This window comes from Paenarthrobacter sp. NPDC090520 (assembly GCF_044769205.1).
Lineage (GTDB): Bacteria > Actinomycetota > Actinomycetes > Actinomycetales > Micrococcaceae > Arthrobacter.
The window spans coordinates 1-14,072 of sequence record NZ_JBIVXM010000039.1; the positions used below are offsets into that span (position 1 = coordinate 1).

Below are 14,072 nucleotides of genomic sequence, written 5' to 3' on the forward strand. Positions count from 1 at the left end.
GCGACAACGGATCCAACGGATGCGAAACACCCACCAAAACCTCAGTATCAGCATTCAAAGTCACAACTAACTCCTTTGTTTCCTGGGAAGGGACGTGGATCCCTCTTGTAAACGGAACGGACCGTAGATGGCAGACCTGTCCCCTGGGCTGGTCTGACTGAAGTTCGATGCAGCGGGCCGGCGGAGCTCCTCGAGGAGCCTCACGGGGTGTGATGCCAGTCACTCGCATTCCGTCTGTGTGAAAAAACTACGCCACTCAAAAGGTTTATGCGAGGCCTTTTTTGAATATTTAGGTGAGAAATTCGCGAGCACTTTTTCCCACCCCAGTTAACATGTTGGAAACATACGGAAACGCCTTCACATCTGTAAGGGAAGGGGTCTGGAATGCTAATGTTTTGCTTCTCGGCTCGATGGCGTCCGCCCCTTATCAGCACCGTAGGCATGCCTGTCCGAGGGAAAGTTGGTACTCAATGTCTGCCCGCAGTGATCGCTTCATCACGCGACAATCACCAGTGGAGGGCTTGCGCCGTCGAAAACTTTCCTTCCTGCCTGTCTTCGCGCAGGCCGTCGCCGGCGTAGCGCCCGCGGGCGCCATGTCGGTGATCCCGGCCCTGGTCTTCCCAGGGCTCGTGTTCGGTACTGGCGGGCCCAACCTGGTGGTGACGTTTGGCGCGGCCATGGCAGTCATGGTCCTGGTCTCGTTCTGCCTCCGGCCCATGGCAAAACGCATGGCAGCAGTCAGCGGCCTGTACAGCTACACCGCCAAGGGATTGGGACAACGCACGGCCATCACTGCCGGCTGGTCAGCCCTCTTCGGTTACGGACTCGTGGCCATGGCCGGCTTGTTGGTGGTTGGCATTTACACGGCCAAGCTCTTCAGCAACCTGGGCGTGGCGGCGGCGGATTCCACCCTCTTCCCAGTGCTGGCCATCGCGGTGGCCGCTGCAGCTGCGTGCTACCTCATGGTCCGGGGCATCCGGATCTCGGCATGGTTCACAGTGCTGATGGAGGCCATCTCCATCGGGGTCCTGGCCGTGCTGATGATCGTGTACTTTGCCTTGAACGAGTCCGGCACCGACTTCAGCAGCGCGTTTGCGTGGAGCGGAAACTTTGACGCCCTCCCGCTCGGCATCGTGGTGGCGGTCAGCGCGTTCGTGGGCTTCGAAAGCCCCACCACACTGGGCGGCGAGGCTCACAAGCCGTTCGTCAGCGTCCCCCGTGCCATCACCTGGACTCCCATGCTGATGGGCGTCCTGTGCCTGATTTCGGTGTCGGCGCAGGATGTCGCGCTCAAGGACGCACCCCTGAGCATTGCCGGGAGCACCACTCCCCTGTCCGACCTTTTCTCCCAAACATCACCCATCTTCGCCGCCGTCCTGGACCTTGGCATCGCAGCCTCGTTCTTTGCCTGCGCGATCGCTTCAATGAACGCCTTCGCCCGGATCCTGTTTTGCATGGGCAGAGAAGGCGTCGCCCCTCGGATCTTCGGCCGGACCCATGCCGCTTTCCGAACCCCCTCGACGGCGATCATGGTCACCATGCCGATTGTCGCCGTCGTGCCTGTAGCGATGATCGCTCTGGGCGCCAGCCCCGAAAGGGGCCTGGCAATCCTTTTCACCCTTGGCGCGTACGGATACCTGGGGTCCTACACACTGGCCAGCGCGTCACTTCCCTTTTTCCTCCGTAGGATCGGCGAAAGCACCGTCTCAAGTTGGGTGCTGGGCGCCGTGACGTCGCTGGCCTTGGGGGCGGTGATCTGGACGGCCACGGCGATTTCCATCGGCGCGGGGAACTTCCAGGCATTCGTCTACGCCGGCGTCCTCCTGGCCAGCGTCCTTTACGCCACTTTCCTGCACTTCCGATTACCTGACCGCCTGGCATCCGTCGGAATCTACGACGAGACCCGGGACCTGGACCTCTTTAATGGCAGGCCAACTCGATGAGCATGAATTACAGACCGTCACATACCAAGCCGAGTTCAACGCTGAACTCGCTCAAAGTGCTGGAAACCGTTGCCCGCTTTGGCACGGGCACCACAGCCAAGGAGATCACCGACTCGCTGCAGATGCCCCAGGCAACGGCGTACCGGGTGCTTAACTCGCTGGTTGCGGACGAATATTTGGCACGGACCTCGGACCTGCGGGGCTTTGCGCTGGGGCACGCGATCTCGGGCCTGATCACGGCGGCCACCCCGCCCACGGTCCCCACGGCAGCCCGCAACGCCATCCAGGAATTCCGCAGCAAGAATCGCTTTGCCGTGCATCTCATAATGTTCAGGAATTCATCCCTGAGAATTGCGGATGAAGATCCGGATTATCCATTGCATTCAGTTTTCGAAATGCTGCGCTATCCGCATACCTCTGCCGCCGGAAAACTCATGCTCGCCGAACTGGGAGATTCCGCGGCACCATTTCCCAAGGGACCGCTGATGCGGCTCACTCCCCAAACCATCACGGATGCCGCACTCCTTGAAAAACAACTTGAAGAAATAAGGGTCAGGAACGAGGCCACGGAAATCAACGAGCTCGAGGAAGGCTCGGCCAGCCTGGCCTTCCCCGTGCGGCTGGCTGACGAGCCTGCCGGCGCTGCCCTTTGCCTGACCAGTCCGGCTGAGCGATTCACCGCAACGTGCGAACACGAAGACGAGGCACGGGACCTGACCGCGCGGTTGGCTCCCCTCTTGTTCTGACCAGGAGATTTTAAGTACGACGGCGCCATCACCTTGGGAGGTGATGGCGCCTTTGCGTTGGCGGAACTTCGTGTTCGAGGTTGCGCCCTTGGTCAGGCGCGCCGGGTCAGCCCCGCGGGGTCACAGTGCCGCGAGGGCGTCGTCGACGCTGCTGAGCGCGGAAACAAGAGCATCAACATCCACGTTCCGATGGTGGACACACTCCCGGTTCATTCCGGTCAGGTCGAAGGTGCGGACCGTGTCTCCGAAAACGTCGTCGGGGTCGAGCCGGCGGAGTTCTTCGGCGAGGCAGTCCTTGAGGCTGCGCCGGGCGAGGGTGATCCGTTGTGGCGGCTGGCCGGGCTGGGTCAGCTCGGCGACGGTGTGACCCGGCCGGGACAGCCGGATGACACCCGCGGTGGTGTTGAGCCGGACTCCCCGGATGCCCGTACCGGGTGGATCGGCCACGATGGTGACCGGCGCCAGGAGTGATCGTCCCAGCCACGTGGCGAGCAGCATGGTGCTGGGCGAATCGGATGCGCCCTCCACCGTGATGCCGGTGACAGCAGCGGCGTCGGCCTGTTCCAACGCGGCGGCGAGTTGGATGCGCCAGTTGGTGAGGCGGGTCCAGGCGAGGTCGGTGTCTCCAGCCTTGTAGCTTTGGCGGATGGTGTCGAGGGCTTGGGCGGGGTCGGGTTCGTTGGCGGAGTCGGTGATGCGGCGGTGGGCGATGGCTCCGATGGAGGTTTCGCAGGCGGACGCGGGGGCGCCGTGGGGCCACCAGGCGACGATGGGTGCGTCGGGGAGGAGGAGTCCGGCGACGAGGGATTCGCTTTCGTGGGCCATTTGGCCGTAGCCGCGCAGCACGATCACTTCGGACGCGCCGGCGTCCCCGCCGACGCGGATTTGCGCGTCGAGCCGGTCCGGGGCTTCGGCGCCGGCGTCGGCCAGGACGATGATCCGGCAGGGGTGTTCCCGGCTGGCTTCGTTCGCGGCTTCGATCGCTTCTTCTTCTTGCCCGGATTTGGTCACGACGACCAGGGTCAGGACCCGGCCCAGGGCGATCACGCCGCCTTGCTCGCGCAGGGAGGTGATTTTCTTGGAAATTTTCGAGGTGGTGGTGTCCGGCAGATCGACAATCATGGCCTTCTCCAGGTTCGTCCGTCACGGGCCAGGAGCTCATCGGCCGAAGCCGGCCCCCAACTGCCCGGTGCGTAGGGTTGGGGTTGTTCATCCAGGGACGCCCAGTAGTCCTCGAACGGGTCAAGGATCTTCCAGGACAGTTCCACTTCCTGGTGGCGGGGGAACAGCGGCGGCTCACCCAGGAGCACGTCCAGGATCAACCGCTCGTAGGCTTCCGGGGAAGATTCGGTGAAGGAGTGACCGTAACCGAAGTCCATGGTCACGTCCCGGACTTCCATCTGGGTGCCCGGGACCTTGGACCCGAACCGGATCGTGGCGCCCTCATCGGGCTGGACCCGGATGACCACCGCGTTCTGCCCGAAGTCATCCTCGCCGTGGTCACGGAAGAGCAGGTTCGGGGCGCGTTTGAACACCACCGCGATCTCCGTGACCCGCCGACCCAAACGCTTGCCCGCGCGGAGGTAGAACGGCACCCCCGCCCACCTGCGGGTGTTGATGTCCACCCGGATCGCCGCGAACGTCTCGGTCTTCGAATCGGCGGGGATGCCGTCTTCCTCCAGGTACCCCTGGACTTGTTCCCCGCCCTGCCAGCCGCCGGTGAACTGCCCCCGCGCCGAATGCGTGGACAAATCCTCGGGGAGTTTCACCGCGGCGAGGACCTTTTCCTTCTCCGCCCGCAAATCATCGGCGTTGAACGAAATCGGCTCTTCCATCGCCGTCAACGCCAGCAACTGCAGCAGGTGGTTCTGGATCACGTCCCGGGCCGCACCCACACCGTCGTAATACCCCGCCCGGCCACCGGTACCGATATCCTCGGCCATCGTGATCTGCACATGGTCCACGTAGTTCGCGTTCCAGAGTGGTTCGAACAACTGGTTCGCGAACCGCAACGCCAGGATGTTCTGCACCGTTTCCTTGCCCAAATAATGGTCAATCCGGAACACCGCATCCGGCGGGAACACCGACTCCACAATGTCATTCAACGCCCGGGCCGAGTCCAGGTCATGACCGAACGGCTTCTCGATCACCACCCGCCGCCACTGCCCGGTCTTGGCCTGCGCCAACCCATGCTTGGACAACTGCCGGCAGACCTGCTCAAAGGCCTTGGGCGGGATCGAGAGATAGAAGCCGTGATTGCCGCGGGTGCCGCGGGTTTCATCCAACTCCTCCAACACGTCCCCGAGCCGCTCGAACGCGTCATCATCATCGAACTCGCCCTGAACAAAGCGGATCCCCGACGCGAGCTGCTCCCACACCGCTTCATCAAACTTCGTCCGCGCGTGCGCCTTGACGTTCTCTTTCACCTCAGCGGCAAAATCAGCGTTGTCCCACTCACGCCGGCCGAAACCCACCAACGCGAAACTCGGCGGCAACAACCCACGATTAGCCAAGTCATACACCGCAGGCATCAACTTCTTCCGGGCAAGATCACCAGTGACCCCAAAGAACACCAACGACGACGGCCCAGCAATACGACTCAAACGACGATCCCGCGGATCCCGCAACGGATTCCGCAAACCAGCAGTCCTTGACCGCGAACTGGGCGTAGCCGGTGAATCTGTGCTTACCGGCGAATCAACGAACGTAATAGACATTGTTGCCTTCTAACTTTCGACGGCGGTTCCCACCGTCGGACCGACGGTCACGCGAGGATAAGCTCGCGGGTCTCCCCGAAGGGGACGGAGTCGCTCAGGGCGAGGGTATAGCGGCCAGGCTGGTGGCGCGTCACCAGGATTCCAGCGAATCTCTGGGGCTTCTGGCGGAGTACGGCTTCGGCGTTGTCGAGCATTTCGTCGTGACGCCAGGGATCTGTAACCAGGACTTCTACGTGTTCATCGGCCAGACAAAGCATGATGACCAGTTCCTTTCAGGGATGAGGGTCCCCCAAAGCCAACCCCTCATCCTTGGGTTTGCTGTGTGGATCGAAAAAGGTGGCGTCCCGCGGACTGCAATATGCGGGACGCCACCTCTCGATCTGATGGTTAGGAGATAGCAGCGCGGAGAGCCTTGGCAGCCAGGGCCGGGTCCTCTGCACCGTAGATTGCGCCACCGGCAACGGCTACGTCAGCGCCGGCCTTCTGGACATCCGGGATGGTGGCAACCTTGACGCCACCGGCAACGGAGAACGGAACGCGGGCTTCAGCACCGGCGCGCAGCAGGCCGTTCAGGTCGAAGCCAGGCTTGGCCTGCTCGTCCAGGCCGGCGTGCATTTCAACGAACTTTGCACCCAGGGCGCGAACTTCCTTGGCACGGGTGACCTTGTCCTCGATGCCGATGAGGTCAACAACGACGCCCTTGTTGTGGGCCTTTGCAGCCTTGACAGCACCGGCGATGGTGGAGTCGTCAGCAGCACCCAGGACGGTCACCAGGTCAGCGCCGGCCTTGAAGGCGATGTCGGCTTCGAGTTCGCCGGCATCCATGGTCTTGAGGTCGGCGAAGACGATCTTGTCCGGGTGGGCGTTCTTGACGGCGGTGATGACCGGCAGGCCCTCAGCCTTGATCAGCGGGGTACCGAGTTCGATGATGTCAACGTATTCGGCAACCTGGCCGGCCAGTTCCAGGGCAGCTTCGGTGGTCAGGAGGTCGATGGCAACTTGGAGCTTCATGATGTTATTTCCTTTGTGATTGATGTATTGCGATGGATGGGAAAATCTTGGGTGTTCTTACTCGAGGTTTGCGTGACGCAGCCACAGCTCTTCAGCCGGCTGTGCGTCGTTGTCCCAGAGCGACTGGAAGATGGCTTCCGTGGCCACGAACAGGGCCTGCTCGAACAGCGAACCTGAGTACTGGCGGGTCACCGAGGAGCCGTGGTCGGTCTTCTGGGCGGCCGGGATGATCACCAGCGCGTCGGCCAGGCCGGCGAGCGGGGAGTCCGGGTTGGTGGTGAACGCTGCGATGCGTGCACCTGCCTTGGCGGCGGTTTCGGCGGACTTGACCACACCTGAGGTGGTGCCGGATCCGGAAGCCACCAGCAACAGGTCGCCGGAAGCGATGGCCGGAGTGGTGGTGTCACCCGCAATGTGGACCGTGAGGCCCAAGTGCATCAGTCGCATGCCGGCCATACGGAGGACCAGGCCACTGCGGCCTGCTCCTGCCACGAAGATCCGGCCCGGGTGTGCGAGGTGGCTGGCCAAGCGAGCCATCTGCTGCTCGTCGATCTTGGCGACAACGCCCTGCATTTCGTCCCTGACGAGGGACACATTGCGGACAATGTCGGAGGCGGTTGTATACGTAGCAGTCGTCGTTGCGCTTGCTGTCGGATTCACGATTCTGTCCCTTCGATTCGGTCCTCGGCCTGTCTCGGCCATCGGAGTGCTTTTCGGTTGACAACTATGTTTCCGAATCAAAAGGGGTGGGGTAACACTGTTTTCTGACGGTTCTTCCTACACTTAAGGATTGGTGGGGTAGCCAGTTGCCTTGTGCGAGGAGGCGTGGATCCGTCCAACAAAAAAGTCCTGGCTGAATCAAAACTTTCAAGTAACCCTCCTCTGTAGTATTGGAGCCAACTCGTACCCGATCCCCGGAGCGCAGACCCTTGGCATCGCCTTCCTCCTTCCAATCGCAGATCTACCGGTCCTTGCCGGAGATCGAGCGTGCCGATGCGATTGTCGACAGAATCTCCACCGCCATTTCCCTTGGCTTGCTCAAAGTGGGCGAACGCCTGCCCGCTGAAGCGGCCCTGTCCGAGATGTTTGGAGTGGGTGGGGCCACGCTCCGCGAAGCGCTGAATGAACTGCGCGAACGCGGAATCGTTGAAACCCGCAGGGGACGCAGCGGCGGATCCTTCGTGGTCAGGCAGCCGGAGACCCAATCCGAGGCCATGCGCGCCTGGTTCCTCTCCACTTCGATCTCGGAAATCCGCGATATCGGTGATGAGCACGCAGCCATTGCCGCCGCAACCATCCGCTTGGCCTGCGAACGCGCCGAAACCCATGACTTCGAACGCTTGCAGGAGCTGGCACGGGCGCTGGTCCTGGCCCACTCCCCCGAAGTCCGCGCGTCTGCCGACAGCCGGTTCCACGTGGAACTTGCGGTGGCAGCCCAGTCACCACGGCTTGCCAATGCCGAGATCCGGCTGCAGCAGGAGACGGTCCAGCAGCTGTGGACTCCCTTGGCCGTAGCATTTGACCCGGAAACAGCCACCGCTGAACACTTGGAGCTCGTCAGGGCGGTTGCCCAGGACCAGCCCGAGAAGGCCCAGGCGTTGGTGCTGGAACACATCAGGCGGAACATCTTCCACTTGATCGATACAAAGCTCACCCTCGGATATGCCCAATCAACCCAGGATGCATAAATGAAGCTAGTCGACGAAGTAGTACACGCCGCCAATGCCCTCACCTCGTGGACCAGCAGCGTTTCCTCCAGCGTCGGGGAACTTGCCGGCCACGTCGGCTCACTGGTGGAAGGAAACCTGGGCGACCGGCCCAAGGTGGACCGCCCGGCGCTGAAGGGATTGGAGAAGCTCTCGCAGGATTTCCTGGCGAAGAACTCCTTCGCCGTTGGCGCGGGAACGTTCTTCGCTGCCGAGTCGGTGGAGCACGGTGACCATCTCCTTGAGTGGTGGACCAGGGGCGCCTCGGGCTCAGTGAAAAAGCTCGACGCTGACCTGACGCCAGGCAGCAACCGCTATTACGACTACGAGAAATTGCCCTTCTTCTCCACGGCGGCGGCCACGGGGGAACAAACGCTCTGGGGTCCGTATATCGACTACCTCGGCTTCGAGGAATACATCATGACGTTCACGGCGCCATGGTCCATCCATGGCCACTTTGCCGGCGTGGTCGGCTGCGATATCCGCATCAAGGACCTTGAGCCCATCATCATGCCGGACCTCCGCAGCATCCATGGAGATGCAGCCCTCATCAATGCCAGCAACCGCGTCATCCTGGGCAATTCCGGAGCGTACCTCGTGGGCGACCGGATCAAAGCCGGACCGGTGGAACCGCACCGCGTGGACCTCGATGTTCCGCACTTGGGCCTTGCCCTGATCTACAGCCCCTGACCACTGCCGCGAACAGCCCCTGACTCCCTGGACCACCGGGAGGCAGGGGCTGTTTGGCATGCCAGGGACCGGAGGCAGCGGGACGGCGGCCACAAATTCCGATGCACAAAAGTCCCGAAAATAAAAGCTGTTGAACTGAGGTTTTTAAGCTGTAGTCTCGGGAGTGATTTACTTCACAGGAAGCTAGGCGTCGAGGCCAAACCCGCCCCGGGACATGACGCGGATGACCCAACACCCGTACGCAGCAGCCGGCTTCCCATGCTTGGCGCAGGCATTTTTTTGATGCGCATCTGAATGTTTTAGCAATGACTTGCCGGAAGGATCGTGGCCATGGCCGCACCTCATCAGGCGATGGGCCCCACCAAGGGACGTGAACGGCAGGTCCATGAAGCACGACTTAGTTCAGTCAAGGGAGATTGTTATGAGTGAAAAGCGATTAGAGGCCAGTGACGGCCTGGAGCGGTCCATCGATTGGAAACAGGGGCTGGCCATCGCGCTGGGAGTTCCCCTCCTGATCCTGCCCTCGCTGGGCTACCTGCCGATGTACCTGGCCGCCGGTGCGATCCTGATCTGGGGACTGTCCGTGATCCAGGGCTTCTTCCAGAACGCGGCCTACGCGGAAATGGCCACCACGTTCCCCAAAGCCTCGGGCCTTCCCGGCTTTGCCCAGCACGTCTTCCGCACCGAGAACTACCAAGGGAAGTACGACAAGAGCAAGCTGATTGGCGGCTTCAGCGCGTGGGCCTATTGGTTCGCCTGGACCCCCGTGCTGGCCATCTTCTCCATCCTGGTGGGCAGCTACCTTCACGGACTGTTCCCGGCGCTCGGCGAGATGTTTACCGAGAACCAAATGGCCCTCATGACCGGACTGGTGATCTTCGGAGGCCTCTTTGTGGTCAACTGGTTCGGACTCAAGGACGGCGCCAAACTGGGGTATGTACTGGCCGCCTTTTCGCTGATCCCCCTGGTGGTCCTGACTGTGGCGCCCTTCGCCACCGGCCACGTCGACATGGGAAACATCACCGGGAACCTGGTGCCGGCCGACTGGGCGTGGGACATGCACCATATCCTGATCCTCCTGGGCATCTTCGCCATTGCCCAGTGGAGTGCTTGCGCCTGGGAGACAGCCGCGATCTATGGGCCGGAGTACAAGAACCCCGCCAAGGATGTCTCCAAGGCGCTCTTTGCCTGCGGCGTGATCTGCTTCTTCTCGTTTGTCCTGGTGCAGGCCGCCGTGATCGGCGTGCTCGGGGTGGACGGAGTGCTGGACCAACCTGTGTCCCCGCTGATTCCCGTGGCCCACGCGGTGTTCGGCGAAGTGGGCTCCATGGTCACGATCTTCATGCTGATCGCAGCCATGGTTTTGATTATCCAGACCGCTTACCTGGGATCCTCCCGGGCCATGCACTCCATGGCCATTGAGGGCAACCTCCCACGCTCCCTGGGCAAGACCAACCGTAACGGCACACCTTTTGTTGCCATGCTGGTGATCGGCGCATTCAACCTCGTACTCATCTTCATGGGCAACCCCGCCGCGATTGTTGCTGCGTCTGCCATCGGCTACACCTGCGCCAATGGCATCAGCCTGTTCGCGTACGTCCGGGCAAGGAAGCACCCTGCCTTCGCCGGCTTGGACCGGCCCTTCAAGGCCCCCAAGGGCTGGAAGAACGTAGCCATGGTGTTTGGCCTGTTCAACCTTCCCCTCTGCCTGATCGGCGTCGTCTACCTGAACAGCCTCGAAATCGGCTGGGCCCCCACCTGGGTGGGCTTCATTGTGCTGGCCCTCTACGTTCCCATCTGGTTCTACTCGCAGCGCCAGGCCGCGCGCCACAAACCAGAGCCAGGTGCCGCCGTCGTACCTGACGCACGCCCCGGGGCGAACCTTGAGGACGCCGCGCGCCCGTAGCCGCCCCTGAATCACCTCGGAAGGCGGGTTGGTGGACAGCTGTTGCTGCCCACCAACCCGCTTTTCTGCTGCCTTGTGCAGCTCCAGGAAGCAAGTCAAGCACCGGCCGGAACGTCAATCTACAAACTCGTCATGAAATTTTCTAAAAAAGTCTGGACTAGAAGTATTAGTCCGAGTAGGTTTGTTTGTGGGGCCGGAGAGTGACCCGCATCACACAATCTACGTAGACCAAATGTCTTCCTGGGCTTTGATCTATCAAGGGATTCGGGTCAACTCTTCCTACCATTCAGGGCATTCAGCCCAGTTCACCTCTTGGCCATAAAGGCACCAAAGTGAATGTTTTCTGACCACTTCCCACCACTGTCCACTCAAAGGAGAGACCCATGGAAACACTGCTTGGAACACTCAGCAAGGCCGGAGCAATCCACAAGGTGGAGGACGGATACCTCAACATCCCGTCCATGGACCTTCCCGGAAGCGAAGCCTTCATCGGTGACGCCCTCCACAACCCGGAAGGCACGGTCATGAGCGCCGGCTTCTTCGAGCTCAAGGCGTCCGAACCGTTCGAGTACACCTACACCTACGACGAGATGAAGGTAGTCATCCAGGGTGAATTCATCCTTACCGACGTCTCGACCGGCGAAGTGACCCACGCCAAGGAACGCGACGTCCTGTTCTTCCCGAAGGGCACCACCGTCAAGTTCGACACCCCCACCTACGGCCTCGGCTTCTTCGCCGGCGACCGCTCCTTCGCACCGTAAGGACCCACCATGAGTTCCGTGTCCATGCCACACACAGCGGGCAACGGCTTGGAACCTGGTTTTCGCGGTGTCATCTGCGCGTCGTTCGGCGCAGCAGGTGACACCGCGGATAAGCAAAGCGACAGCCAGCCCAAGCTAAACCTGCACTTCGAAGCCGCAACCCCGGAGGCCCTCTCCGAACTGCGGTCCGCACTGGGAAGCTCCAGCGTCGGCGTCCGTCTCCTGCTTTCAGGCCCGACGGCGGACATCCGCGCAGCAGCGGCCGTCGCCGCCGAGTGCGGACTTCAGCAGGAGGAAATGACCCTCCTCAGCGCTGAATCCGCACCTCGGGCAATCTACTGCCCGCATTGCCACACCACCACCGCGACCACCGAACCCGCCGGTTCGGAGGTTCCCTGCCAGGGCTGCAGCGTCGACCTGGTAACCACTGACCACTTTTCCCGCCGAATGGGCGCGTACCTCGGATACGCAGCCCGTGTCGAGGAGGCATCATGACTGTCACGGCACTGCCCATCAGCCCCCACCCGGCGGTTGACGGCGGCCTTCAGCTGGAAGTGACCAACATCAGTCCCCAGACCGATTCGATCGTGAGCATCACCCTCGCGGACCCGTCGTTCCGGAAACTGCCGTCCTACGTTCCGGGCAGCCACCTCGTGGTCCAGTACGGGGAAGGCGTCAATGCCTACTCCCTGACCGGGTCCGGCAACGCGCCCTCCGAGTACGCCATTTCGGTGCTCCGCGTCGAAGACGGCGCCGGCGGATCCCAGGCCATGCACCGGCTCTCCGTTGGCGACCGCGTCTTCGTTTCGCGGCCCCGGAGCGCTTTCGCCCCGGCGTCAACCGCCACCCACCACCTTCTCGTCGCAGCGGGAATCGGAATCACCCCGGTCCTCTCGCACGCACGGGCCGCCGCCGACCGCGGCACCACCTCGTCCCTCATCTACGTTTACCGCCCCGGATCCGGAGCGCACGTGGACGAAGCCCGGGAACTCCTCGGTTCAGCCCTCACTGAATGCAGCAACCGCGACAGTTTCCAGGACGTCCTCACCGACCAGCTCACCAAGCAGGGCGTGGGAACCCACCTCTACGTGTGCGGCCCCAACGCGTTCATGGACTCCGTCCTGGACCAGGCCCGCCAAGCCGGATGGGCTGAAGCACGGCTCCACTCGGAGGCCTTCGGCGCAGCTGAACTGGACGATGGCGAACCGTTCACGGTGAACCTGGCCCGCAGCGGCCTCAAGCTTGACGTTCCGGCCGGCGTCTCCCTCCTGGAGACCTTGGAAAAAGCCGGAAAGACCATCCCCAACATGTGCCGCAAGGGTATCTGCGGCGAGTGTGTCCTGCCTGTCCTCAAAGGAACCCCGCAACACCGGGATATGTACCTCACTGATCAGGAAAAGGCCCAGAACACCACAATGATGTGCTGTGTTTCACGCAGCGAAGACCCCGAATTGGAGTTGGACCTTTGAGCATCACGATCGACACACCAACTGACACCGCTTCCCTCCCGGACCGCATCCGGCGCTTCCCCTTCCCTTTCCGGGATGAGATCTACCGGTACAGCGCGAACGTGGAGCCGGCCAACAAGAACATCGAAACGGATGCTGGTTCCTGGGGCAAAGGACTCATCGACATCGACGAGTTCTACCTCGATGAACTCGCCGACCGCGAACGGATCCTGACCGCCGATCCATCCCGGTCCCAGGTCCTTCCCCACATGAAGCCTGCCGCTTGGGACACCGTGGCCACCCTGCTGCCGGCCATGGCCGAGGAAAACCCGGAGATCATGTCCTTCGAGCGTGAAGGAAACCACTGCCGCTGGCACAACGGCCTGCAGAACCTGGACATCGAATTCACCATTGGCGACGACGATTCTGTTCCCGGTGGACCACTGCGCTTCCTCGGAACACAGATCCAGGACGACATCGTCCTCCTGGACATCCGCGACGGCACCATGTGGCTGGATGCCGGTGTGGTCAGCTTCGCCGCTGACTGGTCCTTCGGGTTCGACGTCGGAATGAGCTTCCTGGAGATCCACGGACCCGTGCCCAGGGTCAAGGAGGAGAACATCATCCAGCGCGCCGAGCAATTCCTCATGCGCCTCCAGCCCGGCGAGCAGTTCCGCCGCACCAACTGGACCATGACCATCGGCCGCCGCCTGGACACCTCCACGGAGACCTACCAGGAATGGGGCCCGGACCGCGGCACCATCGCCACCGACCCGGACATGCCGGACAAACTGCACCTCCGCGTCGAGGTCCAGCACCTGGTCCGGCTCCCCCACACCGGAACCCTGCTGTTCCTGATCCGCAGCTACCTCTTGCCGCTGCGGGATATCGCCCAGGTCCCCACCTGGCGCGAAAAGTTCGGCAACATCCTCGCCGAACTGCCGGAAGACATGGCCGAGTACAAAGGCATCACCCGGTACCGCAACGCTGCCTCCGAATGGCTGCTAGCGGGCTAAGAACGTCCAAACCATCTACACATCAAGAACATAAAACAAAGGAGTTAGTTGTGACTTTGAATGCTGATACTGAGGTTTTGGTGGGTGTTTCGCATCCGTTGGATCCGTTGTCGCGGGTGGAGATCGCG

At 61.9% G+C, this 14,072-nt stretch carries 15 protein-coding genes; 10 read left to right on the forward strand and 5 right to left on the reverse strand.

Annotation, left to right across the window (positions count from 1 at the left end; translation table 11 throughout):
- Positions 1–470: 470 nt before the first annotated feature.
- Positions 471–1,943 (forward strand): APC family permease, encoded by a 1,473-nt coding sequence (locus ACIQTZ_RS23530; RefSeq protein WP_402984707.1) that lies wholly within the window; start codon positions 471–473, stop codon positions 1,941–1,943.
- Entirely contained in the window at positions 1,940–2,689 is a 750-nt protein-coding gene (locus ACIQTZ_RS23535; protein WP_402984710.1) for an IclR family transcriptional regulator, read from the forward strand. Before ACIQTZ_RS23530 ends, ACIQTZ_RS23535 begins: the two co-directional genes overlap by 4 nt.
- Before the next feature lie 120 nt (positions 2,690–2,809).
- Here the strand turns inward: ACIQTZ_RS23535 and ACIQTZ_RS23540 are convergent, their stop codons facing one another.
- Positions 2,810–3,811, reverse strand: coding sequence for a glucose-6-phosphate dehydrogenase assembly protein OpcA (locus ACIQTZ_RS23540; RefSeq protein WP_402984712.1), 1,002 nt, complete (start codon positions 3,809–3,811; stop codon positions 2,810–2,812).
- The gene (zwf, locus tag ACIQTZ_RS23545) at positions 3,808–5,316 is read right to left on the reverse strand and encodes a glucose-6-phosphate dehydrogenase (RefSeq protein WP_397326630.1); all 1,509 of its coding nucleotides are present in this window, start codon (positions 5,314–5,316) and stop codon (positions 3,808–3,810) included. The genes ACIQTZ_RS23540 and zwf overlap by 4 nt, the downstream gene beginning before the upstream one ends.
- On the opposite strand from zwf, the gene ACIQTZ_RS23550 reads away from it, so the two are divergent.
- Entirely contained in the window at positions 5,246–5,419 is a 174-nt protein-coding gene (locus tag ACIQTZ_RS23550) for a hypothetical protein (protein ID WP_400273193.1), read from the forward strand. The genes zwf and ACIQTZ_RS23550 overlap by 71 nt on opposite strands.
- Before the next feature lie 34 nt (positions 5,420–5,453).
- Here the strand turns inward: ACIQTZ_RS23550 and ACIQTZ_RS23555 are convergent, their stop codons facing one another.
- The 3 genes from ACIQTZ_RS23555 to hxlB form a co-directional block, all read right to left on the reverse strand.
- Positions 5,454–5,663, reverse strand: a complete 210-nt coding sequence (locus tag ACIQTZ_RS23555) for a hypothetical protein (RefSeq protein ID WP_397326626.1) — start codon at positions 5,661–5,663, stop codon at positions 5,454–5,456.
- A 130-nt stretch (positions 5,664–5,793) separates the two neighbouring features.
- Positions 5,794–6,417: a 3-hexulose-6-phosphate synthase gene (gene hxlA, locus ACIQTZ_RS23560; protein ID WP_397326625.1), complete on the reverse strand. Its 624-nt coding sequence runs from the start codon at positions 6,415–6,417 to the stop codon at positions 5,794–5,796.
- A gap of 57 nt (positions 6,418–6,474) precedes the next feature.
- Entirely contained in the window at positions 6,475–7,077 is a 603-nt protein-coding gene (gene hxlB / locus ACIQTZ_RS23565) for a 6-phospho-3-hexuloisomerase (protein ID WP_397326624.1), read from the reverse strand.
- Between the two features lie 269 nt (positions 7,078–7,346).
- Here hxlB and ACIQTZ_RS23570 point away from each other — a divergent pair, with 269 nt between their 5' ends.
- The 7 genes from ACIQTZ_RS23570 to ACIQTZ_RS23600 all read left to right on the forward strand — a co-directional run bounded on the left by ACIQTZ_RS23570 (position 7,347) and on the right by ACIQTZ_RS23600 (position 13,944).
- Entirely contained in the window at positions 7,347–8,105 is a 759-nt protein-coding gene (locus ACIQTZ_RS23570; protein ID WP_400273187.1) for a FadR/GntR family transcriptional regulator, read from the forward strand.
- Positions 8,106–8,813 (forward strand): cache domain-containing protein, encoded by a 708-nt coding sequence (locus ACIQTZ_RS23575; RefSeq protein WP_402984715.1) that lies wholly within the window; start codon positions 8,106–8,108, stop codon positions 8,811–8,813.
- A 421-nt stretch (positions 8,814–9,234) separates the two neighbouring features.
- Positions 9,235–10,719 carry an APC family permease gene (locus ACIQTZ_RS23580; protein WP_402984718.1) on the forward strand — a complete coding sequence of 495 codons (1,485 nt, stop codon included), beginning with the start codon at positions 9,235–9,237 and terminating at the stop codon, positions 10,717–10,719.
- A 383-nt stretch (positions 10,720–11,102) separates the two neighbouring features.
- Positions 11,103–11,480: a cupin domain-containing protein gene (locus tag ACIQTZ_RS23585; protein ID WP_397326618.1), complete on the forward strand. Its 378-nt coding sequence runs from the start codon at positions 11,103–11,105 to the stop codon at positions 11,478–11,480.
- A gap of 9 nt (positions 11,481–11,489) precedes the next feature.
- The gene (locus tag ACIQTZ_RS23590) at positions 11,490–11,975 is read left to right on the forward strand and encodes a dimethylamine monooxygenase subunit DmmA family protein (protein ID WP_397326617.1); all 486 of its coding nucleotides are present in this window, start codon (positions 11,490–11,492) and stop codon (positions 11,973–11,975) included.
- Positions 11,972–12,949: a PDR/VanB family oxidoreductase gene (locus ACIQTZ_RS23595; RefSeq protein ID WP_400337751.1), complete on the forward strand. Its 978-nt coding sequence runs from the start codon at positions 11,972–11,974 to the stop codon at positions 12,947–12,949. Before ACIQTZ_RS23590 ends, ACIQTZ_RS23595 begins: the two co-directional genes overlap by 4 nt.
- On the forward strand, positions 12,946–13,944 hold the full coding sequence (locus tag ACIQTZ_RS23600; protein ID WP_402984722.1) for a heme-dependent oxidative N-demethylase family protein: 999 nt from the start codon (positions 12,946–12,948) through the stop codon (positions 13,942–13,944). The genes ACIQTZ_RS23595 and ACIQTZ_RS23600 overlap by 4 nt, the downstream gene beginning before the upstream one ends.
- Positions 13,945–14,072 lie beyond the last annotated feature (128 nt).

What these genes read in the sequence shown, in the direction of transcription:
- ACIQTZ_RS23530 (WP_402984707.1), top strand. Translation starts at nt 471, where the DNA reads ATGTCTGCCCGCAGTGATCGCTTCATCACGCGACAATCACCAGTGGAG.
- ACIQTZ_RS23535 (WP_402984710.1), top strand. Translation starts at nt 1,940, where the DNA reads ATGAGCATGAATTACAGACCGTCACATACCAAGCCGAGTTCAACGCTG.
- ACIQTZ_RS23540 (WP_402984712.1), bottom strand. Translation starts at nt 3,811, where the DNA reads ATGATTGTCGATCTGCCGGACACCACCACCTCGAAAATTTCCAAGAAA.
- ACIQTZ_RS23555 (WP_397326626.1), bottom strand. Translation starts at nt 5,663, where the DNA reads ATGCTTTGTCTGGCCGATGAACACGTAGAAGTCCTGGTTACAGATCCC.
- hxlA (WP_397326625.1), bottom strand. Translation starts at nt 6,417, where the DNA reads ATGAAGCTCCAAGTTGCCATCGACCTCCTGACCACCGAAGCTGCCCTG.
- ACIQTZ_RS23575 (WP_402984715.1), top strand. Translation starts at nt 8,106, where the DNA reads ATGAAGCTAGTCGACGAAGTAGTACACGCCGCCAATGCCCTCACCTCG.
- ACIQTZ_RS23580 (WP_402984718.1), top strand. Translation starts at nt 9,235, where the DNA reads ATGAGTGAAAAGCGATTAGAGGCCAGTGACGGCCTGGAGCGGTCCATC.
- ACIQTZ_RS23585 (WP_397326618.1), top strand. Translation starts at nt 11,103, where the DNA reads ATGGAAACACTGCTTGGAACACTCAGCAAGGCCGGAGCAATCCACAAG.
- ACIQTZ_RS23590 (WP_397326617.1), top strand. Translation starts at nt 11,490, where the DNA reads ATGAGTTCCGTGTCCATGCCACACACAGCGGGCAACGGCTTGGAACCT.
- ACIQTZ_RS23595 (WP_400337751.1), top strand. Translation starts at nt 11,972, where the DNA reads ATGACTGTCACGGCACTGCCCATCAGCCCCCACCCGGCGGTTGACGGC.